General features: G+C 69.6%; 20 protein-coding genes and 1 pseudogene. 10 read left to right on the top strand and 11 right to left on the bottom strand.

Annotation, left to right across the window (positions count from 1 at the left end; translation table 11 throughout):
* Nucleotides 1-66: 66 nt before the first annotated feature.
* The 3 genes from OG574_RS43750 to OG574_RS43740 all read right to left on the bottom strand — a co-directional run bounded on the left by OG574_RS43750 (nucleotide 67) and on the right by OG574_RS43740 (nucleotide 2,645).
* A complete protein-coding gene (locus tag OG574_RS43750; protein WP_234374613.1) occupies nucleotides 67-414 on the bottom strand; it encodes a hypothetical protein in 348 nt (115 codons plus the stop codon).
* A 171-nt stretch (nucleotides 415-585) separates the two neighbouring features.
* On the bottom strand, nucleotides 586-1,869 hold the full coding sequence (locus OG574_RS43745) for an alpha/beta hydrolase family protein (protein WP_326777778.1): 1,284 nt from the start codon (nucleotides 1,867-1,869) through the stop codon (nucleotides 586-588).
* 89 nt (nucleotides 1,870-1,958) lie between these two features.
* Nucleotides 1,959-2,645 carry a TetR/AcrR family transcriptional regulator gene (locus OG574_RS43740; protein WP_100596853.1) on the bottom strand — a complete coding sequence of 229 codons (687 nt, stop codon included), beginning with the start codon at nucleotides 2,643-2,645 and terminating at the stop codon, nucleotides 1,959-1,961.
* Between the two features lie 121 nt (nucleotides 2,646-2,766).
* Between OG574_RS43740 and OG574_RS43735 the strand changes: the two genes are divergently transcribed.
* The 5 genes and pseudogenes from OG574_RS43735 (at nucleotide 2,767) to OG574_RS43715 (ending at nucleotide 8,531) form a co-directional block, all read left to right on the top strand.
* Entirely contained in the window at nucleotides 2,767-4,353 is a 1,587-nt protein-coding gene (locus OG574_RS43735; protein WP_326777777.1) for an acyl-CoA mutase large subunit family protein, read from the top strand.
* 82 nt (nucleotides 4,354-4,435) lie between these two features.
* Complete coding sequence (locus tag OG574_RS43730; RefSeq protein ID WP_442816892.1) at nucleotides 4,436-6,016, top strand: acyl-CoA carboxylase subunit beta; 1,581 nt, start codon at nucleotides 4,436-4,438, stop codon at nucleotides 6,014-6,016.
* A 47-nt stretch (nucleotides 6,017-6,063) separates the two neighbouring features.
* On the top strand, nucleotides 6,064-6,267 hold the full coding sequence (locus OG574_RS43725; protein WP_326777775.1) for an acyl-CoA carboxylase epsilon subunit: 204 nt from the start codon (nucleotides 6,064-6,066) through the stop codon (nucleotides 6,265-6,267).
* A 22-nt stretch (nucleotides 6,268-6,289) separates the two neighbouring features.
* Entirely contained in the window at nucleotides 6,290-6,781 is a 492-nt protein-coding gene (locus tag OG574_RS43720) for a cobalamin B12-binding domain-containing protein (RefSeq protein ID WP_326777774.1), read from the top strand.
* Nucleotides 6,778-8,531 (top strand): annotated as a pseudogene (locus OG574_RS43715) (acetyl/propionyl/methylcrotonyl-CoA carboxylase subunit alpha). The gene OG574_RS43720 and the pseudogene OG574_RS43715 overlap by 4 nt, the downstream one beginning before the upstream one ends.
* Before the next feature lie 120 nt (nucleotides 8,532-8,651).
* On the opposite strand, the gene OG574_RS43710 reads toward OG574_RS43715, so the two are convergent.
* Nucleotides 8,652-9,191: a YbhB/YbcL family Raf kinase inhibitor-like protein gene (locus OG574_RS43710; RefSeq protein WP_326777773.1), complete on the bottom strand. Its 540-nt coding sequence runs from the start codon at nucleotides 9,189-9,191 to the stop codon at nucleotides 8,652-8,654.
* Between the two features lie 245 nt (nucleotides 9,192-9,436).
* Between OG574_RS43710 and OG574_RS43705 the strand changes: the two genes are divergently transcribed.
* From OG574_RS43705 to OG574_RS43695, 3 genes are all read left to right on the top strand, one after another.
* Nucleotides 9,437-9,895, top strand: a complete 459-nt coding sequence (locus tag OG574_RS43705) for a MarR family winged helix-turn-helix transcriptional regulator (protein WP_326777772.1) — start codon at nucleotides 9,437-9,439, stop codon at nucleotides 9,893-9,895.
* An 80-nt stretch (nucleotides 9,896-9,975) separates the two neighbouring features.
* Nucleotides 9,976-11,700 (top strand): MFS transporter, encoded by a 1,725-nt coding sequence (locus OG574_RS43700; RefSeq protein WP_326777771.1) that lies wholly within the window; start codon nucleotides 9,976-9,978, stop codon nucleotides 11,698-11,700.
* A 303-nt stretch (nucleotides 11,701-12,003) separates the two neighbouring features.
* Nucleotides 12,004-12,591 (top strand): TerD family protein, encoded by a 588-nt coding sequence (locus tag OG574_RS43695; protein ID WP_100594350.1) that lies wholly within the window; start codon nucleotides 12,004-12,006, stop codon nucleotides 12,589-12,591.
* Between the two features lie 27 nt (nucleotides 12,592-12,618).
* Here OG574_RS43695 and OG574_RS43690 read toward each other — a convergent pair whose 3' ends face one another.
* Nucleotides 12,619-13,962 carry a phosphoribosyltransferase family protein gene (locus OG574_RS43690; RefSeq protein ID WP_326777770.1) on the bottom strand — a complete coding sequence of 448 codons (1,344 nt, stop codon included), beginning with the start codon at nucleotides 13,960-13,962 and terminating at the stop codon, nucleotides 12,619-12,621.
* A gap of 184 nt (nucleotides 13,963-14,146) precedes the next feature.
* On the opposite strand from OG574_RS43690, the gene OG574_RS43685 reads away from it, so the two are divergent.
* On the top strand, nucleotides 14,147-14,950 hold the full coding sequence (locus OG574_RS43685) for a PP2C family protein-serine/threonine phosphatase (RefSeq protein WP_326777769.1): 804 nt from the start codon (nucleotides 14,147-14,149) through the stop codon (nucleotides 14,948-14,950).
* Between the two features lie 55 nt (nucleotides 14,951-15,005).
* On the opposite strand, the gene OG574_RS43680 is transcribed toward OG574_RS43685, so the two are convergent.
* The 4 genes from OG574_RS43680 to OG574_RS43665 all read right to left on the bottom strand — a co-directional run bounded on the left by OG574_RS43680 (nucleotide 15,006) and on the right by OG574_RS43665 (nucleotide 17,707).
* Nucleotides 15,006-15,569: a dihydrofolate reductase family protein gene (locus OG574_RS43680; RefSeq protein ID WP_326777768.1), complete on the bottom strand. Its 564-nt coding sequence runs from the start codon at nucleotides 15,567-15,569 to the stop codon at nucleotides 15,006-15,008.
* Between the two features lie 91 nt (nucleotides 15,570-15,660).
* Nucleotides 15,661-16,092 (bottom strand): hypothetical protein, encoded by a 432-nt coding sequence (locus tag OG574_RS43675; protein ID WP_326777767.1) that lies wholly within the window; start codon nucleotides 16,090-16,092, stop codon nucleotides 15,661-15,663.
* Nucleotides 16,093-16,240: 148 nt separating this feature from the next.
* Nucleotides 16,241-16,663 (bottom strand): SRPBCC family protein, encoded by a 423-nt coding sequence (locus tag OG574_RS43670; RefSeq protein ID WP_326777766.1) that lies wholly within the window; start codon nucleotides 16,661-16,663, stop codon nucleotides 16,241-16,243.
* 33 nt (nucleotides 16,664-16,696) lie between these two features.
* Nucleotides 16,697-17,707, bottom strand: coding sequence for an aldo/keto reductase (locus tag OG574_RS43665; RefSeq protein ID WP_326777765.1), 1,011 nt, complete (start codon nucleotides 17,705-17,707; stop codon nucleotides 16,697-16,699).
* Nucleotides 17,708-17,852: 145 nt separating this feature from the next.
* Here OG574_RS43665 and OG574_RS43660 point away from each other — a divergent pair, with 145 nt between their 5' ends.
* Complete coding sequence (locus OG574_RS43660; RefSeq protein WP_100594357.1) at nucleotides 17,853-18,767, top strand: LysR substrate-binding domain-containing protein; 915 nt, start codon at nucleotides 17,853-17,855, stop codon at nucleotides 18,765-18,767.
* Here OG574_RS43660 and OG574_RS43655 read toward each other — a convergent pair.
* Both OG574_RS43655 and OG574_RS43650 read right to left on the bottom strand, forming a co-directional pair.
* Nucleotides 18,760-20,007 carry an MFS transporter gene (locus OG574_RS43655; RefSeq protein WP_326777764.1) on the bottom strand — a complete coding sequence of 416 codons (1,248 nt, stop codon included), beginning with the start codon at nucleotides 20,005-20,007 and terminating at the stop codon, nucleotides 18,760-18,762. The two genes, OG574_RS43660 and OG574_RS43655, sit on opposite strands and share 8 nt — an antisense overlap.
* 156 nt (nucleotides 20,008-20,163) lie before the next feature.
* On the bottom strand, nucleotides 20,164-21,612 hold the full coding sequence (locus tag OG574_RS43650) for an FAD-dependent oxidoreductase (RefSeq protein ID WP_326777763.1): 1,449 nt from the start codon (nucleotides 21,610-21,612) through the stop codon (nucleotides 20,164-20,166).

Genomic DNA, 21,612 nt, shown 5'->3' with positions numbered 1-21,612 from the left:
GCGCTCAGGACGATGGCTGTGCGGCCGTCAGTTGCGCGCGGGAGCCCGGGGCGGACGTGTCGTGGCTCAGCAGTTGGGCAACGGGTTCGTCTCGCTGGAGATCGCGGTGTCCTTCATCCAGCCGTATTCTCCGTTGTCAGCGACCGTGAACTCCCAGCGGGTCGGGTGTGGTCCACCCACCCAGTTCTGGCCGTCCATCTTGCAGAAGAACCAGCTGGGGTTGGAGTTCATGTAGCCGACGACCCTGCTCGGATCGGGGTACTGCGTGCTCGCTCCCATCGTGCCGTAGACGGGCGCCCCCGATACGTTGTTGCACCACCATCGTCCGCCGCTCTGCCAGCATCCGCCGGCCGCGCTCGCGGACGGCGCGGCGGCTCCTGCCACGGTGACGGCGAGTGCGGCGGCGGTCAGCACCGCACCCAACCTGCTCCTCTTACGCATTCGAATCCCCCGTAACTCCCTTTGTACGGTGGGGCGTTCACCGCCCACCGCTGGTACTCCCCCATAGCAACACGATCGGACGCCTGCGCCCAGATGCTTGCCGCGAACACCACAAAACACCCACAACCCTTGCGCCCCCGTGTCCTACACGAACCGCACCTCCGGATACTTCGACGAGGATCCGTCCAGGAAGTGACCGTCTGAGCGCCCGAGGAGCCAACGGTCGAAGAACGCCGTCACATACGCCCGCTGCGTGCCAATCGCCCGCGCGGCCGGCACCGTCCCCACCAGACCGGCCACCGTCTCCTGCGGCAGGCCCAACTGCCCGGCGATCTGCGGGATCAGCGACGTCGCATCGGTGTACGTCGCATGCTGCGCGCCAGTCAGCACCAGGTCCCGGTGCCAGCCGTCGCTGTGCTCCCACAGCGCGCGCCAGGACGGCACGTTCGTACGGTCGTCGCCGTCCATGCCCATGAGGAGGAACGGCCCGTCCACCCCGTCACGGGCCACCGAGGAAAGCTCCCCCTCGTCGTGATCGTCCCCTACGTAGGCGAGCACTCCGTCCAGATTCGCTGCCGCAGTGATCCGCTCGTCGTCATGCATCGTCTGCAGCGCCGCGAAGCCGCCCGCCGACTGCCCGAACATGCCGATCGGCGCGCGCTCCAGGCGGCCCGTGGCGAACGCCCGCTCCACCTCGTCCAGTACGAACCCCGTATCGGCCACCCGTACCGCGCTCGTCTTCTTCATCAGCGCGACGACCGCTTCGGGCCCCTCCTTCTGCGCCCGTTCGAACTCCTGCGGAAGCAGAGTCGTCTCCACCCGCCCACCGGGGAACTCCACCGCCGACGCGTCGTAGGTGTGGTCGATCGCCACCACCACGTACCCGTGCGACGCCAGCTCGTCCGTCAGCGTCGTACCCAGGGTGCGCGGGTCCCCCACGCCCGGCGAGTACAGCACCACCGGCCGCGGACCGCGCCGGTCCAGTGGCGCGCCGAGGTGGGCGAAGGTCTGTGTCGCGCTCCAGTCGATGCGCCCCTTCGGCAGATCGCCGAAGTTGTTCACACGGTCGAAGCCGACCGCCTCCCCCTTCGTCATCTGCGGCACGCGCGGGCGCGAGGCGACGGATCGGGCCGGGTACCGGACATCCACCATCAGCTCGCGCCTGCGACCGGCCACCCACGGATCCGCACGCCGCCGGTCCACCAGCCGCAGCGACACCGTCCCCACGCCGTACGGCCCGGTCGGCGCGGGCAGCTTCAGACGCGCCAAGCGGGACGTGCGTGGCGTGGGCGCCGTGTCGTCCGCTGCCATCGCGGTCGCCCTCGCGCCGGGTACGCCCGCCGCCGCCCAGGCGAGGCCGAGCGCGGACGCGGCCAGCACGCGGCGCCTGCTCGTCATGTTGGTCTTGATGTTGGCGTTGGTGTCCATGCCGCAAGCTTCACGGGTGGCCCGCCCACGTCACCATCCGACAGGCCAGACCATCCAGTTGGGGGAAAACCCCCACGCAGCGCACGCGTTCAGTGCGCCGCGCCGCCCTCGACGAGTCGCCTCAGGGAGGGGAGCAGCGCATCGAGATCCTGTCCGGTCCGGAAGGCCACAAGGGTGGTGCCGGCGTCACCCGAGTCCCCGGCACCGGAGGGCGCGGGGAAGAGGGCGAGCACTTCGCGCATGGCGTCGTCCATCTCCGCCACCGGGTCGGAGGTCTCGCCCCGGAGCCAGCGGCGCAGTACGTGGTTGTGGGCCGCGACCACGGCCGCCGCCATCAGTTCGGCCCGCAGCGACGCCGACTCTGTGGGGTCACCCATCCAGTCCGCGATGAACTCGCGGAACAGCCGCTGGTACCTGGCCACACTGGCGATCTCCCGGTCCCGCAGGACCGCCACCTTGCTGGTCAGCGTGTACCGCCGCCGCGCGAGGTCGCCCTCGTCGATGTAGTGCAGCAGCACCAGGCGGACCGCGTCGGAGACGGCGATCAGGCCGGTGCTGTGGCTGGAGGTGGCCAGCCTGTCCTTGATCAGCGCGAGCAGCCGGTCATGGTCGGGGAAGATCACGTCTTCCTTCGACCGGTAGTGCCGGAAGAACGTCGTGCGGCCCACTCCGGCCCGCTCGGCGATCTCGTCGACGGTGGTCTGCTCGTATCCGCGCTCGTCGAAGAGCGCGAAGGCGGCGTCCGCGAGGCGGATCCGCGCGGCTGGCTTACTCATGACCACCCATCCTCACTCATGACCGCCCATCCTTCCCTGTCTCGGTGCTCGGAAGCCACTTGCCTGAGTCGATGGTACTGAGTACCGTTGATGTGACATCGAGTACCACAGGAGGTCCGGCGTGGGTTCCGAGGCACAGAGCGAATCCGGTCTGCCCATCCAGCCGCTCTACGACGGCTGGTCGCTGACGGATTTCGACGCGGACGCCAAGCTCGGCGCCCCGGGAAAGTTCCCGTACACGCGGGGCGTGTATCCGTCGATGTACACCGGCCGGCCGTGGACGATGCGGCAGTACGCCGGATTCGGCACGGCGAAGGAGTCCAACGAGCGCTACCACGAGCTGGTCGGCGCCGGTACGGGCGGCCTGAGCGTCGCCTTCGACCTGCCGACGCAGATGGGCTACGACTCGGACGAGTCGATCGCCCGCGGCGAGGTGGGCAAGGTCGGCGTGGCGATCGACTCGATCGAGGACATGCGCACCCTGTTCCAGGGCCTGCCCCTGGACAAGGTGTCCACGTCGATGACGATCAACGCCCCCGGCTCGACACTGCTCCTGCTCTACCAGCTCGTCGCGGCCGAGCAGGGCATCTCCGGTGACCAGCTGACCGGCACCATCCAGAACGACGTGCTCAAGGAGTACATCGCCCGGGGCACGTACATCTTCCCGCCCAAGCAGTCCCTGCGGCTGATCAGCGACATCTTCGCGTACTGCCACAAGGAGCTGCCCCGCTGGAACACGATCTCCATCTCGGGCTACCACATGGCCGAGGCCGGGGCCACGCCCGCGCAGGAGATCGCCTTCACCCTCGCCAACGCGAAGGAGTACGTACGCGCCGCGCTCGCCGCCGGCCTCGACATCGACGATTTCGCACCGCGCCTGTCGTTCTTCTTCGTCGCCCGGACGACGCTGCTCGAAGAGATCGCCAAGTTCCGCGCCGCCCGCCGCATCTGGGCCCGCATCATGCGCGACGAGTTCAAGGCCAAGAACCCCAAGTCGCAGATGCTGCGCTTCCACACCCAGACCGCCGGGGTCCAGCTGACCGCGCAGCAGCCCGAGGTCAACCTCGTACGGGTCGCCCTTCAGGGCCTCGGCGCGGTCCTCGGCGGAACGCAGTCACTGCACACCAACTCCTACGACGAGGCCATCGCCCTGCCCACGCAGAAGGCGGCGCGGCTCGCCCTGCGCACACAGCAGGTCATCGCCTACGAGACCGACGTGACCAAGACCGTCGACCCGTTCGCCGGGTCCTACGTCATGGAGTCGATGACGGACGATGTCGAGGCGGCGGCCCTTGAGCTGATCCAGGCCGTCGAGGACCGCGGCGGCGCGGTGGCGGCGATCGAGCAGGGCTTCCAGAAGTCCGAGATCGAGAAGTCCGCGTACCGGATCGCGCTGGAGATCGACCACCAGGAACGCACCGTGGTCGGCGTCAACAAGTACGCCCTCGACGAGGAAGAACCGTACGAGCCGCTGCGGGTCGACCCCCAGATCGAGATCGACCAGTGCGAACGCCTCGCGGCCCTGCGCAAGGATCGCGACAACGAAGCCGTCGAGCGAGCTCTCGAAGCGCTGCGCGACGCGGCGCGCGGCACCGACAACGTCCTGCCCCCGATGCGCGAGGCCCTGCGCCTGCGCGCCACGGTCGGCGAGGTCTCCCACGCCCTGCGCGACGTGTGGGGCGTTCATGTCCCACACGACACGTTCTGATCCTCCCTGTCCCCTTCGATCCGTCCGATCCTTGCGATCCATCCGATACTTCCGATGACCAGTGAGCCCGGTGGAGCAATCAGTGAACGACATCGACATCCACACGACCGCGGGAAAGCTCGCGGACCTGCAGCGCCGGATCGAAGAGGCCACGCACGCCGGCTCCGCGCGCGCGGTGGAGAAGCAGCACGCGAAGGGCAAACTGACGGCCCGTGAACGCATCGAACTGCTCCTGGACGAAGGCTCGTTCGTAGAACTCGACGAATTCGCCCGCCACCGCTCCACCGCCTTCGGCCTGGACGACAACAAGCCCTACGGCGACGGCGTCGTCACCGGCTACGGCACCGTCGAAAACCGCCCGGTAGCCGTCTTCTCCCAGGACTTCACCGTCTTCGGCGGAGCCCTCGGCGAGGTCTACGGCCAGAAAATCATCAAGGTGATGGACTTCGCCCTCAAAACGGGCTGCCCCGTCATCGGCATCAACGACTCCGGCGGCGCCCGCATCCAGGAAGGCGTCATGGCACTCGGCATGTACGGCGAGATCTTCCGCCGCAACACCCACGCCTCCGGCGTCATCCCCCAGATCAGCCTCGTCGTCGGCCCCTGCGCGGGCGGCGCCGTCTACTCCCCCGCCATCACCGACTTCACCGTCATGGTCGACCAGACCTCCCACATGTTCATCACCGGCCCCGACGTCATCAAGACCGTCACCGGCGAAGACGTCGGCTTCGAAGAACTCGGCGGAGCCCGCACCCACAACACCAACTCCGGCGTCGCGCACCACATGGCCGGCGACGAAAAAGACGCCATCGAATACGTCAAAACCCTTCTGTCCTACCTCCCCTCGAACAACCTGTCCGAGCCGCCCGCCTTCCCCGAGGAAGCGGACCTGGCCCGCACCCTGGAGGACGACGAACTCGACACCCTCGTCCCCGACAGCGCGAACCAGCCCTACGACATGCACACCGTGATCGAGCACGTCCTGGACGACGCGGAGTTCTTCGAGACGCAGCCGCTGTTCGCACCGAACATCCTCACCGGATTCGGCCGCGTCGAGGGCCGCCCCGTCGGCATCGTCGCCAACCAGCCCATGCAGTTCGCCGGCTGCCTCGACATCGACGCCTCCGAAAAAGCCGCCCGCTTCGTGCGCACCTGCGACGCGTTCAACGTCCCCGTCCTGACCTTCGTCGACGTCCCCGGCTTCCTGCCGGGCGTGGACCAGGAACACACCGGCATCATCCGCCGCGGCGCCAAACTCATCTACGCCTACGCCGAAGCGACCGTCCCCCTGATCACGGTCATCACCCGCAAGGCGTTCGGCGGCGCCTACGACGTCATGGGCTCCAAGCACCTGGGCGCCGACCTCAACCTGGCCTGGCCCACCTCCCAGATCGCGGTCATGGGCGCCCAGGGAGCGGTCAACATCCTGCACCGCCGCACCATCGCGGCCGCCCCCGAGACCGAGCAGGAAGCAACCCGCAGCCGCCTGATCCAGGAGTACGAGGACACCCTCCTCAACCCCTACACCGCGGCCGAACGCGGCTACATCGACGCCGTCATCATGCCCTCGGACACCCGCGCCCACATCGTCCGCGGCCTGCGCCAGCTCCGCACCAAGCGCGAATCCCTCCCGCCCAAGAAGCACGGCAACATCCCGCTCTAGCCCCAGGACCGAGCCGCCGCAAAGAGCCGCCCGAAAGGACCCGACCAATGATGATCAAGGTCGTCAGGGGCAACCCCACCCCCGAGGAGCTGGCCGCCGCACTGGCGGTGGTCCAGGCCCGCGCCGCGGCAGCGACCACCGCCCCGCCCGGCGCGACAGGCACCCGCGACGCATGGGCGGACCCGGCACGCATCAACTCCCTGCCTCAGCACGGGCCCGCGGCCTGGGCGCGCACCTACTGGCCGCGCTGAACAACCACCCGATCGGAGATTCATGAACACCGTGCAACGGGGCGCGCCTCGCGCCGGTCACGCACCGGCACCGCGCGCTCGCGTGGTGATCGCCAAGCCCGGCCTCGACGGCCACGACCGTGGCGCCAAGGTGATCGCCCGGGCGCTGCGCGACGCGGGCTACGAGGTGATCTACACCGGCCTGCACCAGACCCCGGAGCAGATCGTCGCGACCGTCATCGCCGAGGACGCGCCGCTCCTCGGGCTCTCCGTTCTCTCGGGTGCCCATCTGACGATCGTCGAGAAGGTGATCCAGTTGCTGGCCGAAGAGGATGCGGGCGACGTCCGCCTCCTGGTCGGCGGCATCATTCCCGACGCCGATGTCACGGCCCTCGAAACACTGGGCGTCCACGCCGTGTTCACCCCCGGCGCGGGCATCGGCGGCATCGTCGAGACCGTCGACCGCCTGCTCGCCACCACCGACACGACCGCCACCACCGACACCCCGGAACCCGCGCTGGAGCAGGCATGCTGAAGAGAGTCCTCATCGCCAACCGTGGCGAAATCGCTGTCCGCGTGGCCCGGGCGTGCCGGGATGCCGGTATCGCGAGCGTTGCCGTTTACGCGGAACCGGACCGGGACGCTTCGCATGTCCGGGCCGCGGACGAGGCGTTCGCGTTGGGCGGTGACACCCCGGCCACCAGCTATCTCGACATGGCGAAGGTGCTGCAGGCCGCCAAGGACTCCGGCGCGGACGCCATCCACCCCGGCTACGGATTCCTGTCGGAGAACGCGGAGTTCGCCCAGGCCGTCCTGGACGCCGGACTGATCTGGATCGGCCCGCCCCCGCAGGCCATCCGCGACCTCGGCGACAAGGTCGCCGCCCGGCACATCGCCCAGCGCGCCGGCGCCCCCCTGGTCGCCGGCACCCCGGACCCCGTATCCGGCTCCGACGAAGTCGTCGCGTTCGCCCGGGAACACGGCCTGCCCATCGCCATCAAGGCAGCCTTCGGCGGCGGCGGCCGCGGCCTCAAGGTCGCCCGCACCCTCGAAGAGGTCCCCGAGCTCTACGACTCCGCCGTACGCGAAGCCGTCGCAGCCTTCGGCCGCGGCGAATGCTTCGTCGAGCGCTACCTCGACAAGCCCCGCCACGTCGAAACCCAGTGCCTCGCCGACCAGCACGGCAACGTGGTCGTCGTGTCCACCCGTGACTGCTCGCTGCAGCGCCGCCACCAAAAACTCGTCGAAGAAGCCCCCGCCCCCTTCCTCAGCCAGGCGCAGAACGAACAGCTCTACACCGCCTCCAAAGCCATCCTCAAGGAAGCCGGCTACGTCGGCGCCGGCACCGTCGAATTCCTCGTCGGCATGGACGGCACCATCTCCTTCCTCGAGGTCAACACCCGCCTCCAGGTCGAACACCCCGTCACCGAAGAAGTCGCCGGCATCGACCTCGTACGCGAGATGTTCCGCATCGCCGACGGCGAAGAACTCGGCTACACCGACCCCGCCCTGCGCGGCCACTCCTTCGAGTTCCGCATCAACGGCGAAGACCCCGGCCGCGGCTTCCTCCCCGCCCCCGGCACCGTCACCCGCTTCGCACCCCCACCGGCCCCGGCATCCGCCTCGACGCCGGCGTCGAGACCGGCAGCGTCATCGGCCCCGCCTGGGACTCCCTCCTCGCCAAACTCATCGTCACCGGCGCCACCCGCGAACAAGCCCTGCAGCGCGCCGCCCGCGCCCTGGCCGAGTTCGAGGTCGAAGGCATGGCCACCGCCATCCCCTTCCACCGCGCCGTCGTCACCGACCCGGCCTTCACCAGCGACCCCTTCACCATCCACACCCGCTGGATCGAGACCGAGTTCGTCAACGAGATCAAGCCCTTCGCCGCCACCCCCGACACGGACAGCGACGAGGAAACCGGCCGCGAGACCGTCGTCGTCGAGGTCGGCGGCAAACGCCTCGAGGTCTCCCTGCCCTCCTCCCTCGGCATGTCACTGGCCCGCACCGGCCTCGCCGCCGGCGCCAAACCCAAACGACGCGCCGCGAAGAAGTCCGGCCCCGCCGCCTCCGGCGACACCCTCGCCTCCCCCATGCAGGGCACCATCGTCAAGGTCGCCGTCGAAGAAGGCCAGGAAGTCAAGGAAGGCGACCTCGTCGTCGTCCTGGAAGCCATGAAAATGGAACAACCCCTCAACGCCCACCGCACCGGCACCATCAAGGGCCTCAGCGCCGAGATCGGCGCCTCCATCACCTCCGGCGCCACCATCTGCGAGATCAAGGACTGAGCGCCGCCCCTCCCCCTACGACCCGAACCCGAGAGCCCGGGAGGACGACCTCCTGGGCTCTCGGGCTGCTCCTGGCCTGCGCGGCCACTCCTGGGCTTCCGCGCTGTCAGTCGTAGGTGCTCAGGCCGGATTCTCGAACATCGGGGTGATCACGGCCCGCGCCACCGCGTGGGTGAAGAGCTGGAAGCCCAGCCAGGCCGGGGAAGCCGCCGCCGGCACATCCAGCTCGGGCGTGTCCACCGCATGGACGGCGTACATGTAACGGTGAGGGCCGTGCCCGGGAGGGGGCGCCGCGCCGAGGAAGCTGTGCCCGCCCGCGTCGTTGGCCAGCATCTTCGCGCCGACGGGAAGGTACTTCCCGCCCGGCGCCCCAGCGCCGGCCTCCAGTTCGTGCACCGACGCGGGGATGTCGTACACCGCCCAGTGCCAGAAGCCACTCGCCGTCGGCGCGTCCGGGTCGAAGCAGGTCACCGCGAAGCTCTGCGTGTCGGCGGGGAAGCCCTCCCAGGACAGCTGTGGTGAGCGATCCTCGCCCGGGCCTCCGAAGAGACTGCTGCACTGTGCGACATCGAGGGGCTTCCCGTCCGCGATGTCCGTGCTGTGCAAGCCGAACTCCGGCACTGAGGGCAGGACGCTGTACGGATCGAAGGAGTGGGGCATGTGCTTCTCCTCTGGTCAGGCGGTCAGGTGTGCGCGGAAGCGGTCGGTGACCGACCCGCCCTGATCGACCACACCCCCGACACTCGCACGACACCCACAGGCGCCGCACGCCGCAAATGGGCGACTTCTGTCCGGACGACGTCCATCCATGTCGATATACGTCCCTCAAAAGCGCGGCCACCAGACACACAGCACCCCAGCCACGCGGTATTGATTCATGCTACAAGTAGATGCATAATGCGCTTATGGATAAGCGGGTTATGGAAGTCGATCCCCGGGCCGAAGGCCTGATGATCGCCGTGGAGCAGATGGTCCGCTACGTGCGGCAGAGCGCCGTCGCCGGCGGCCTGAGCACGGCGGCCTCGTCCGCGATCGGCCGGCTGGGCCGCGAAGGCCCATATCGACTGAGCGAGCTGGCCAGGGCCGAAGGTGTCTCCCAGCCGAACATGACCCAGCTCGTCACCCGCATGGAACGTGCGGGCCTGGTACGCCGAGTGGCTGACCACAACGACGGCCGGGCCGTCCTCGTGGAAGCCACCGAGAGCGGCCTCGAGGTCTTCCGGCAGCGGCGCGCCGAGCGGACCCAGGCCCTCGATCTGCTCATCGGGGAGCTGACCGAGCCGGAGCAGCAGGCGGTGCGGACCGCGCTGCCCGCCCTGGCCCGCGCCATCCAGGACCGCCAGACCCGTACGGCCCAGGACTGACCCATCCCGCCGCAGCCCGTCCGCTCCCCCGCACCCCCTCCGCCCCACCCCTCTTCTCGACACTTTGGAGAGAACCGCGCATGAGTGCACCGCATGGAAAGGCCGCCAGTCCCTTCAAGCAGCCGAAAGCCGTCTGGGCCGTGGCGTTCGCCTGCGTGATCTCGTTCATGGGCATCGGCCTGGTCGACCCGATCCTCCCCGCCCTGGCCGAGAACCTGCACGCCTCACCGAGCCAGGTCTCCCTGCTCTTCAGCAGCTACCTGATCGTGACCGCGGTCGCCATGCTCTTCGTCGGCTGGATATCCAGCCGTATCGGCGCCAAGCGCACCCTGGTCGTGGGCCTGGTCGTCATCGTCGTCTTCGCCGCACTCGCCGGCACGGCCGGTTCCGTCAACGGCATCGTCGGCATGCGCGCCGGCTGGGGCCTGGGCAACGCGATGTTCATCGCCACCTCCCTCGCCGTCATCGTCGCCTCCGCGAGCGGCGGTTTCGGCGGCGCGATCATCCTGTACGAGGCCGCGCTCGGCCTCGGGATCGCCGTCGGCCCGCTGCTGGGCGGGGAGTTGGGCGGCATCAGCTGGCGCGGCCCGTTCTTCGGCGTCGCCGTGCTGATGGCCATCGCACTGGTCGCGACCCTCGCGTTCGTGCCCTCGCTGCCCAAGCCGAGCCGCCCCACCTCACCGATCGCGCCGCTCAAGGCGCTGCGCCACCGCGGTCTGCTGACGATGGGCATCATGGCCCTGCTGTACAACTGGGGCTTCTTCACGATGCTCGGCTACGCCCCGTACCCGATGAAGCTGAGCGCGCACGAGCTCGGTCTGGTCTTCACGGGCTGGGGACTGCTGGTGGCCGCCTTCAGCGTCTTCTTCGCCCCGCGTCTTCAGGCCCGCTTCGGCACGGCCCCCGTCCTGTACGCCAACCTGCTCGGCCTCGGCATCGTGATGGCAATCATCGCCGCCGGCGTCGTCACCCCCACAGTCGTCATCGTGGCCGTCATCGTCAGCGGCGCCTTCATCGGCATCAACAACACCCTCACCACACAGGCCGTCATGCTCGTCTCCCCCGTCGAGCGCCCCGTCGCCTCATCCGCCTACGGGTTCCTGCGCTTCATCGGCGGTGGCCTCGCCCCCTTCGTCGCGGGCAAGCTCGCCGACGCCACGGACCTGAGCGTGCCCTTCTATCTGGGCGCCGCCACCTTCCTCCTGGCCATCCCCGTACTGGCCAGCGGCCATGGTCTGCTGCGCAAGGCCGAGGCGAACCCGGTCGAGAGTGAACCCGTCAGTCCGTCGCTCACGCCTGTCGGCAAGACAGCCGCCTCGACCGACGCGCCGCCCGTCATCGTCGCCGTAGGAGCCCACGACAAGGCCGCCTGCATCGTCGACGCCGCGGCGCGGCTCGCTCTCGACACGGGCAGTCCGCTGGAGGTCGTCCACGTCCAGCAGACCGCGGTCGTCGAGGAACAGGCCGTCGACACCGAGACGGACGAACAGGCCCGCGCCGCCGTGACCGCCCACCTCGACCGCCTCAGCGCCGACGGCATCGCCGCCACCGGCCAGATCCTGACGAGCGTCGGCGACCACGCCGCCGCAGGCCGCGCCCTCGCCCACCACGCGGCGGACGTACACGCCCGCGCCGTGGCCATCGGACACTCACCGCGCGGCCCCCTCGCCCAGTTCGCCGACGGCAGTCTCACCACCGCGCTCACCCACTCCGCCACGTGCACGGTCGTCCTCGTCGACACCGACAGCACGCCCCGGCACCTGACCAAGGACAGCCTCGCGGAGCTGCGCAACAGCGTGGCCTGAGCGATTGCCCTCCGGGCTGTGGTGCCTTTCTGCACCGCAGCCCGGAGCCGTCTCCACGCACGGAGGCCGCACAGACGTCATCAGGCGCGTCTGAACGTGCGGTTCGCGAGCATCACATGCGCGGCACTCGCGGCCGGCGTCGTTCATCTGGGATCAGGCGGCCGCCACCGCATCCCCCGCCGAAGGCGCCCGCTCACTCCCTGACGCAGGACCGACCGACACCAATTTCGGACCTGGTGTATCAAGCGGCGAGCGATATCGGCAGACTTCATGCATTGCACTCCACCATCACGAGGAATTCACATGATCACGCTCACCAAGGAAGACGGACCGGCAGATCTCGACGGTGTGACCCACCTGTCGATAGGCGTGTCCTGGGACCCCACCGCCGGAAGCAGCGGCGGGCTGATGGGCAAGCTCCGCCGGAACGTCGGCACGGACCTCGACCTCATCGCCGTCGCACTGCAAGGCGCGGACCCGGTACGGCTCGCAGGCCTCGACTCCCTGGACCCGCTGGGCAACGGCTCCTTGGTGCACAGCGGCGACAACCAGACGGGGCGCGGCGACGGGGACGACGAGACAGTGACCGTCGAGTTCGGCCGCGTCCCGGCCAACATCACGTCGATCGTCTTCGTGGCCGCCGCCTACAAGAAGTCCAGCTCCTTCACGAAGGCGCGGAACATCAGCTTCAAGGTGTACGACGCAACCGGCGGCACCTCCCAGCAGGTCGCCGACATCTGGCCGAGCCTGCTCACCAACGACAACGGCTGCCGTGTCGCCAAGGCGATCCGGGTCAACGGCAGTTGGAAGCTCGAGGTGCTGAACGAGACGGGGAAGATCAAGCAGGGCGACGAGCGGGCGCTGATGCGTTTCGCGGTGAGCAACCGGTAGGCCCTCCGGCGCCCGGCTCCGAACCGGTCAGTGATGTGGCTCCCGGCGCGCCGACGTTGAAGGGTCGCTGCCTGCCGTCAGGTGCGTGGTGAACCACGACCTCGCGAGGGCGGCGACCCGGTCGAGCGCTCCGGGTTCCTCGAAGAGATGCGTCGCTCCGGGCACGATCTCAAGCCGGTTCTCGCAACGGAGTTGAGCCTGGGCGGCACGGTTGAGGTCGAGCACCGTCGTGTCGGCCCCGCCGACGATGAGCAGGGTCGGCGCTCGTACGTCGTCGAGGCGAGGTCCGGCCAGGTCGGGCCGTCCGCCGCGGGACACCACTGCGCCGATGTCCGGGTCGTCGGCGGCCGCCCGGAGCGCCGCCGCGGCCCCGGTGCTGGCACCGAAGTATCCGATCGGCGCCGACTCGCGGTCGCGCAGCCAGCGGGTGGCTCCGGCCAGCCTGCCGGCAAGCGTGCCGATGTCGAAGACGTTGTCCCGGTCGGCTTCCTCGGCGGGCGTGAGCAGGTCGAACAGCAGCGTGCCGAGGCCCGCTTCCTGCAACACCTCCGCCACCGCACGATTACGCGGGCTGTGCCGGCTGCTGCCGGAGCCATGGGCGAACATCACCAGCCCCGCGGCCCCTTCCGGCCGTGCGAGGTCTCCGGCCAGCCGGACTCCGGCGGCCTCCACCTCCACGCCGGTCGTGACCGGTGCCTGCCGGACGCGTGCGGGGTCCGCCTCGGCCCGTGCCAGACATGCGGCCACTTCCTCGTCCGTGGTCTGCGTGAAGTCGCCGTACCACTCACCGACGGAACCGAACAGGGGCTGTACGGAGAGGCACACCACGTCGTCGGCCACCACGCTCAGTCTGCGCACCGCGTCCGGCGGCGCGACCGGCACGGCGAGGATCACGCGGGCCGCGCCCTGCGCCCGTACGACCTGGCACGCCGCCGCCGCCGTGGCGCCGGTGGCAATCCCGTCGTCCACGACGATCACGGTGCGGGCCTCGCCGGTCCTCGTGCGGGCCTCCTCGGTTGCCGGAGGCCGCCCGCCGCGGTACCTCCGTGCCCGCCGCTCCAGCTCCTGTCGCTCCGCGCGCTCGACGGCCGCGATGCGGCCCGGTTCGATCCCGCAGTGGCGCACGACGTCGTCGTTGAGGACCCGCACGCCGCCCTCGCCGATCGCGCCGAACGCCAGTTCCGGCTGGTAGGGGACGCCGAGCTTGCGGACCACGATCACATCGAGCGGGGCGCCGAGCGCACGCGCCACTTCGAAAGCCACCGGAACCCCGCCACGGGGCAGCCCGAGGACGACCGGCTCCTCGTCACGCAGATGTTGGACCGCTGCGGCCAGCCGCCGCCCGGCATCAGTACGATCCGTGAACCGCACAGCGCTCGCCCCTCTCGGAGGCCCTCGCAGGTAAGGGCAGGCACCTCCTGCCCTTACCTCCGGGCTAACCCCGTTCGCGGCGCCGCGCAACTCGGGGCGTGCGCACCGCGCGACCCGGGCCGCTCTCCGGCGCGACAATGGTGGTGCGGATGATGCGCTCCTTCGCGGAAGGGCGGCACCCCCTATGCCGTATATATCGGTCACGGCGCTGAGCCACCCCGGACTCAGGCGCGAGCACAACGAGGACAGCCTGGTCGTCGGCCCATGGACGCTGTGCGGATCGGTGACGGAGAATCCGCAGACGATGGCGTTCCCGCTCGGCCATCCACTCGTGGTCGCTGTCGCCGACGGCATCGGCGGGCAGCCGGCCGGCGAGGTCGCCAGCAGCCTCGTCGTCCGCCGGCTCGCCTTGTTCGGGCCGGCGCTGGACGGCGAGGAAGCGGTTCGTGACGCGCTGGGGATGTGCAATCACGCCGTGTACGCGGCGGCCGACCGCGCCCCGGAGCTGTCCACGATGGGGACGACCGTCGCAGGTGTCGTGATCCTCGAACAGGAACTGCTCGTATTCAACGTCGGCGACAGCAGGGTGATCGAAGTGGGCCCGGCCGGGGACGGCATCGAGACGAGTGCCGACGGCGGCCTCACCGGTGACCGGGCCGCCACGGACGACACCCTCCACCAGGTGAGCGTGGACGACAGCCCGCCGCTCGCGCACGGTCGGCGCACCACGTCGATCGTCACGCAGGCGCTCGGTGGCGCACCGACGTTCAGCGCGATCACGCCGCATGTCAGCACGTCCGCACTCACCCCAGGTACGCGCATGCTGGTGTGCAGTGACGGCTTGACCGATCCCGTGCTCGAGAGCGAGATCGACGATGTCCTTCGGGAGCATGACGGCGGCCGGGCCGTCTTCGAGCTGTGGAAAGCCGCCATGGCCGCGGGCGGTCCCGACAACGTCACGATCGCGCTGGTCTCCGTGGCCGGCTGACCCGACAACAGCGGATTAGCCGACCGCCCCCGGCCATAGGCGGCCGCCGGCCCGGTCAGGCCGGGACATAGCGCAGCAGCACGATCCCGCTCCGGAAGGACTTCGAGTCCACGAGCCGCAGTCGCGGTACCTCGTACCCATCGGGGAAGAGGCGCCTGCCGCGGCCCTGGACGACGGGGTACACGAAGAGGCGGTACTCGTCGACGAGGCCCGCCTCGATCAACGTGTGGGCCAAGCTGATACTGCCGGTGAGCACGATGTCCTTGCCGCCCTCCAGCGCCTTCAGGGCGGTGACCTCCTTGACCGCGTCGCCGGACAGGACGATCGAGTTCTCCCACTGCGGGTCCTCGATCGAGCCGGACACGACGTACTTCCGCACCTGGTTGAGGTAGTCGGAGGTGCCCGTGGTGTCGTCGGTCAGCCCGGGCCAGTAGCCGCGGAAGTCCTCGAAGGTTCGCCGGCCCACGAGCAGCGCATCTGCCTCGCTGTCCTGACGGTGGCCCTCCGCCAGCACATCGGCCATGTCCGCGTTGCCCTGGGCCTGCGGTTCGAACCAATCGGTGAGCATCTCGACGCAACCGTCGACGGTGATGTTCTGGGTGATCGCCAGAGTGCGCATCCCGCGCCTCCTCCTGAGCCGTGGCTGGTCCACCCTTCATGACCGCGCCCGCCCCGGAAATTCATCGGCGGCCCTCATCTGGCCGGCGCCGTTATGAGGTCGGAGTGCTGGAGGGCGGAGGCGGTGGGCCCGGCGGTCGGGATGGTGGGGGCGGAAACAGCGGTGGGGGTGGTGGGGGCGCCGGGAGAGGGCGGCTGCGCTGCCGGGGCGGGGCCTGTGAGGGGGCCGGGGGCGGCGGAGTGGGTGGCGGGGGCGGGGGCGGCTCGATCGCCGGCAGCAGGGGACCGCCCTCGCGCAGCCGGGCGATGGTCAGCTCGGCGCGGCGGCGCGCCTGGGGGCCGTCGTCGCGTCCGTAGACGAGCCGGAGCCCCGCGCGGCCGAGGTTCTCGATGGAGTGCTGCTGGTAGCCGAGCGCGTGGGCGATCTCTTCGATCCGTCCCAGCCTGGCGGTTGTGGGGCGTCCGGGGATCAGCTCCACGCAGCCACGGCCGTCGAAGCGCGCACGTACTTCGTCGTCCTTCACCTGACTCCACTTCCGGGAGGGGCGGCAGCCACCTGGCTGCGCCACGCCATGATCCGTCTCTCCTCGACCGTAGAGCACCTGGGGTGCCGACAGCGTCACAAGTCGGCACCCGGGGCATGGCGTGACCGGTCCAACACCGGCGTCGTCCTCAGGTGTTGACGGTCTTGAGCAGTGCGGCGAGGCCGTCCGCGTAGATGCCGTGGAAGAGCTCCTCGACGTCGGCCTCGCTGACGCCGACGGGCGTGAACGAGCCCGTCCATTCCACCTGCGACGTTCCGGGTGCGCCGGGTATGTCGCGCACCGTCAGGGTGGAGAGGTAGTCGGTGACGGGGAAGGGCGCCTGCTCGATGGCGTAGGAGTAGGTGCGCTTGTCGTGGTCGAAGGCCTTGAGGCGTTCGACGATGACGCCGCCGTCCTGGTTGGTCAGGCGGCGGACGCGGCCGCCTTCGCTCAGCTCGCTCTTGGGGATGTACGGGAGCCAGTCGGGCAGGGAGTCGAAGCCGCCGATGAGCTGCCAGACGTCTTCGGCGGATCGGGGGAGGTCGATGGTGGCGGTGGCGGTGGTGGCCATGTGCTGCTCCTTGCGTGTGCCGTGGAGTCGGGGTCAGGCAGTGGGGGTGGGGGCGTCGGCGGCGATGAGCTGCTCGTCGCGGAGCGCGGTCCAGAAGGCGGCCGGGACGTTCTCGTCGAGGGCGGCGACGTCTTCGGCGATGCGGCTGGGCCGGGTCGCGCCGGGGACGACGGCGGCCGTCGCCGGGTGCGCCAGGGCGAACTGCAGGGCGGCGGCCTTGATGCTGACACCGTGCGCGGCGGCGAGCGCCTTGATCCGCTCGACCTTGGCGATGATGTCGGCCGGGGCCTTCTGGTACTCGAAGTGCTGGCCGCCGGCGAGGATGCCGGAGCTGTAGGGTCCGCCGACGACCATGTCGACGTTCTGCTCGGTGGCGGCGGGCAGGAGGCGCTGCAGGGACCGGTTGTGGTCGAGCAGCGTGTAGCGACCGGCCAGGAGGAACGCGTCGGGCTTGGGCTCGTCGAGGTCGAGGGTGAGCTCGATGGGCTCCACGCGGTTGACGCCCAGGCCCCAGGCCTTGATGACGCCCTCGTCGCGGAGGTTCTGCAGGACGCGGAAGGCACCGGTGCGCGCCGTCTCGTAGACGGCGAGCCACTCGTCGCCGTGGAAGTCCTGGGCGACGTCGTGCACCCAGACGATGTCGAGACGGTCCGTCTTCAGGCGCTTGAGGCTGTCCTCGATGGAGCGCAGGGTGGCGTCCGCGGTGTAGAGGTCGACCATCTTGTTCGCGCGGCCGTGCTCGAACAGGCCGCCCTTCTCGCCCAGGTCGCGGTCGGCGGGGTCCTCCAGCTCGTCGAGGATGACGCGGCCGACCTTGGTGCTGAGCACGTACTCGTCGCGCGGCCGGCCGGCCAGCACCTCGCCCAGGCGCAGCTCGGACAGGCCCGCGCCGTAGAAGGGCGCAGTGTCGAAGTAGCGAATGCCCTGGTCCCAGGCGGCTTCGACGGTGGCCGCGGCTTCCTCGTCCGGGATGCTGCGGAACATGTTGCCGAGCGGGGCGGTACCGAAGCCGAGGGATCCCGGCAGGAGGGACTTGATACCCATGGTGGGAAACTTTCTGTTCGCGGCGTAATGCGGGGATCAGGACGCTTTTATCCTGCTCCGCGGCTCTTGCTCTGTCGAGGTTAGGATCGAGGAGTCAGACTGTCCAAGACTTGCTTGGACACACTTGAGTCCCCCGAGGTCTTACATGCTTGACCTGCGACAACTTCGCTATTTCGTGGCCGTGGCCGAGGAGGAACACGTCGGCCGCGCCGCCGATCGCCTGCACATTTCCCAGTCACCGCTGAGCCGGCAGATCGCCCAGCTGGAGAAGAACCTGGGCCTGACCCTGTTCGAGCGCAGCCAGCAGCGCCTCCGCCTCACCTCCGACGGCCGCGTCTTCCTCACGGAGGCCACGGCCCTGCTGCGGCACGCGGACCGGCTCGAGAATCTCGGCCGCCGCCTGGGCCGCGGCGAGGAAGGCGGCCTGTGCGTGGGATACGTCGGCGATGCCATGCACACCGGGATCCTGCCCCAGGCGCTGCGCGCCCTGCACGACGAGCGCCCGGGCATCCACGTCGCCCTCTACGACCTCACCGCGGCCCAGCAGTTCGAGGGCCTGCGCCAACGCAGTCTGGACATCGCCCTCGTGCCGGAGGCACCCCCCGAGACGGACCCCGACCTGCGCAGCGCCCTCCTCCTCGAAGACCCCCTGCTCCTGGCCATGCCGAGCAGTCACGCACTTGCGGGGCGGGCGGAAATCCTGCCCGAAGACCTCGACGATCAGCCGTGGATCGCCATCGAGAACAGCCAACAGCCCGCCTGGCGCGACGACTTCGTCGCCTCCTGCGCGGCGGCCGGGTTCACGCCCGACATCCGGCTCGAAGCCCCCGAGCCTCTCACCGCTCTCGGTCTGGCCGCGTCCGGCCTCGGTATGACGCTCGTCCAGGAGAGCATGCTGCGAGGCGACACCCCAGGGGTCACCGTCCGTGAACTCCCCTGGTTCCAAAGGTCAGTACGCCTTTGGGCAGCATGGCACCAGATCGATCTGCGCCCGGTCGTCACGTCCTTCCGCGCGACCGTGCTCACCACCAAGGACACCGCGGATGACCCCGTCAGGTGAGGCTGGCGGCGGCCTGCTCCCCCGTGCTCCGGGGCGCCTTCTCGCGGCGCGGGAGCAGCAGCGGGGTGGCCAGGAGGACGACTCCGGCGAGCGCGATCGCGATGCGCGGGCCGGTGGTGGCGGCGACGACACCCCACACGGCGGTCAGAGCCGCGATCGAGAGACTGCTGCTGACCGACCACGCGGACAGCGTGCGGGCGACCCGGTCGGGGTCGGCGTGTTCGAGCCGATAGGTGGCAAGCACCGGATTGAACAGGCCGCAGCAGGTCACCAGGCCGAGCTGGACGGCGATGACGAGCACGATTCCGGGGACACCGGGCTGGACGAACGCCAGTCCGATGGGCCAGCACGCACGCAACGCCCCGACGACGAGCATCACCTTGTGCTGCCCGAGCCGTGCCACGAGCGGGTGCGCCAGGCGTGAGCCGATGAGTCCACCGATGCATGGGGCCGCGAACGCGAGACCGTACTGCCAGGGTGCGAAGCCGAGTCGGCTCAGCATGAGCACGGCGATCAGCGGCTCGGACGCCATGATGAGGCCGTTGACAACGATCGAGTTGAGGAACAGCGGGCGCAGCGTGCGGTGGCTGAGGATGTAGCGCCACCCTTCTAGCAGATCACCGGCGCGCAGCCGCGGTGCGGCGGCCCGCGCGGGGCGCGTTTCCGTCCCTCCGATCGCGCGGATGCCGAGCGCCGAGAGCAGGTAGCTGACCGCGTCGGCGACCACGGTCGTCACGGGGCCGAACATCCCGATCGCGGCGCCGCCGAGCGGCGGCCCGACCACGATCGAGGTCCACGTCGTGGACTCGAACCGGCCGTTCGCTACGAGCAGGTCCTCCGGCGCCACGAGCGACTTCAGATACGCGCCGCTGGCCGCCCTGAAGGCGATGTCGGCCGCGGCGACGACGACGGAGACAACCAGGAGCTGGGGGAAGCTGAGCCGGCCGAACGCGAACGCGGCGGGGACGCTCATCAGCGCCGCGAACCGGATCAGGTCCATCGCGATCATGACGGGCCGCTTACGCCGGAACTCCATCCACGGCCCGAGCGGCACCGCGACCACGGCCCCCACGGCCCGCCCCGCGGCGGCCAGCGCGGCCACCTGGGTCGGCCCGGAGTGCAGCACGAGGATCGCGATCAAGGGAAACGCGCCGAACCCGAATCCCGTGCCGTACGAGCTGACCGCGAACGCCGCCCACAACCACCCGAACCGCCGCCCCAGCGCCCTCCTGCCCTTCACGCCCACCGCACCTCTCGCCGCCCCGAACAACCACACGCTGACCACCGACATCAAAGCGAGGAGCAGACGACGAGATCAAACAACCGACCCGCCATAAGAACACAACCCATCGTTGTACCGAGACGCCGGTCGGCGTGGACGTCCCTGATCCGGGCCTCAGGCCTGCGCGATTCCCGGTTCGTCGATACGCACGATGGCGCCGAGGACGTCGTTGAACGCCTCGGTGGAGCTGGGGTGGGTGTAGATCGCGTCGCGCAGATCAGTAGCAGTGATGCCGTGCCGCATGGCCAGCGCGACGGTGTTGATCAGTTCCTGCGCGTCGACGCTGAGGAGTGCGGCGCCCAGGATCCGGTCGCTCTCCGCGTCGATGACGAACTTCATCAGGCCGCGGGTCTCCTCCACGGCGTAGGCCCGGGGCATGGCGACGATCTCTGCGACGGGCTGGCTTGTGATCTTGACCCGGTGTCCGGCGGCGCGGGCCTGCTTCTCGGTCAGGCCCACGGTCGCCAGCGGCGGGGTCATGAAAAGGGTGTGGGGTACGGCGACGCGGTCCGTCGTGGTGCGCTTGCCCTTCCCGACGAGCTGGTCCAGGACGATGCGGCTGTCATCCAGGGAGACGTACGTGAACTGCGGCCCACCGTTGACATCGCCCAGGGCGAAGATGTGCGGCTGGCTGGTAAGCAGATACTCGTCCACCGCGACCGCTCCCCGCTCGGTGGTGAGCACTCCCGCGGCTGCCAGCCCCAGCCCCTTCGTGACGGGAGCGCGCCCGGCGGCGGCCAGCACGGCGTCCACCTCGATGCTCGCGCCGACTCCGTCGCGTTCGTAGACCACGGTCGCAGCCGACCCGCCGTCGCGGATCTCCGTGACGCGGGAGCCGGACAGGACCTGGACGCCCTCGTCGACCAGAATCGCCTCGGCCGCCGCGGCGACGTCGTCGTCCTCCCGCCCAAAGATCTTCGGCGCCGTCTCGAACACGGTGACCTGGGAGCCGAACCGACGATAGATCGCGGCGAACTCGATCCCGAGATAGCCGCCACCGATGATCGCCAGCCGCTCCGGCAGCCAGGTCTGTTCGATGAGCTGGGTGCTCGTCACAGTGCGCGGGTTGTCCCGCAGTCCGGGGATGTCCGGGATGACCGGTTCAGAGCCGGTGTTGATCAGGATGGTGTCTCCGGTGACGGTGATCCGGTCCGCGCCCTCCCCGACGACCACGGTGTGCGCGTCGGTGAACGACGCCCGTCCGGTGATCACCGTGACCGTGTCCGCCCCGTTCAGCGCCTCGTAGTTCCCGGCTCGGAACAGGGCCGTCAGTTCCTGGACCTGGTTGACCGCGTGTGCGTAGAACTCCTGAGGCGGGTCGTCCGGCCGGCGCTTGCCCGAGTGGTGCACCAGCGCCTTCGTCGGCACGCACCCGACGTTCGGGCAGGTCCCGCCGTACATCCGGTCGGACGCCTCGATCATCACAACTCGCTTGCCCAGTGCGCCCATCCGCCCGGCGACGGTCTTACCGCCCTTCCCGAATCCGATCACCACGAGATCGGCGTGCATCGTCTTCTCCCTGTCCGAGTCCGTGTCCATGTCCGTGTACGTGTCCTTGGTCAT

Source organism: Streptomyces sp. NBC_01445 (assembly GCF_035918235.1).
In the GTDB taxonomy this organism is placed as follows: domain Bacteria; phylum Actinomycetota; class Actinomycetes; order Streptomycetales; family Streptomycetaceae; genus Streptomyces.
The sequence above is the reverse complement of the archived record's forward strand: the minus strand, read 5'-3'. Positions and strand labels throughout refer to the sequence as shown.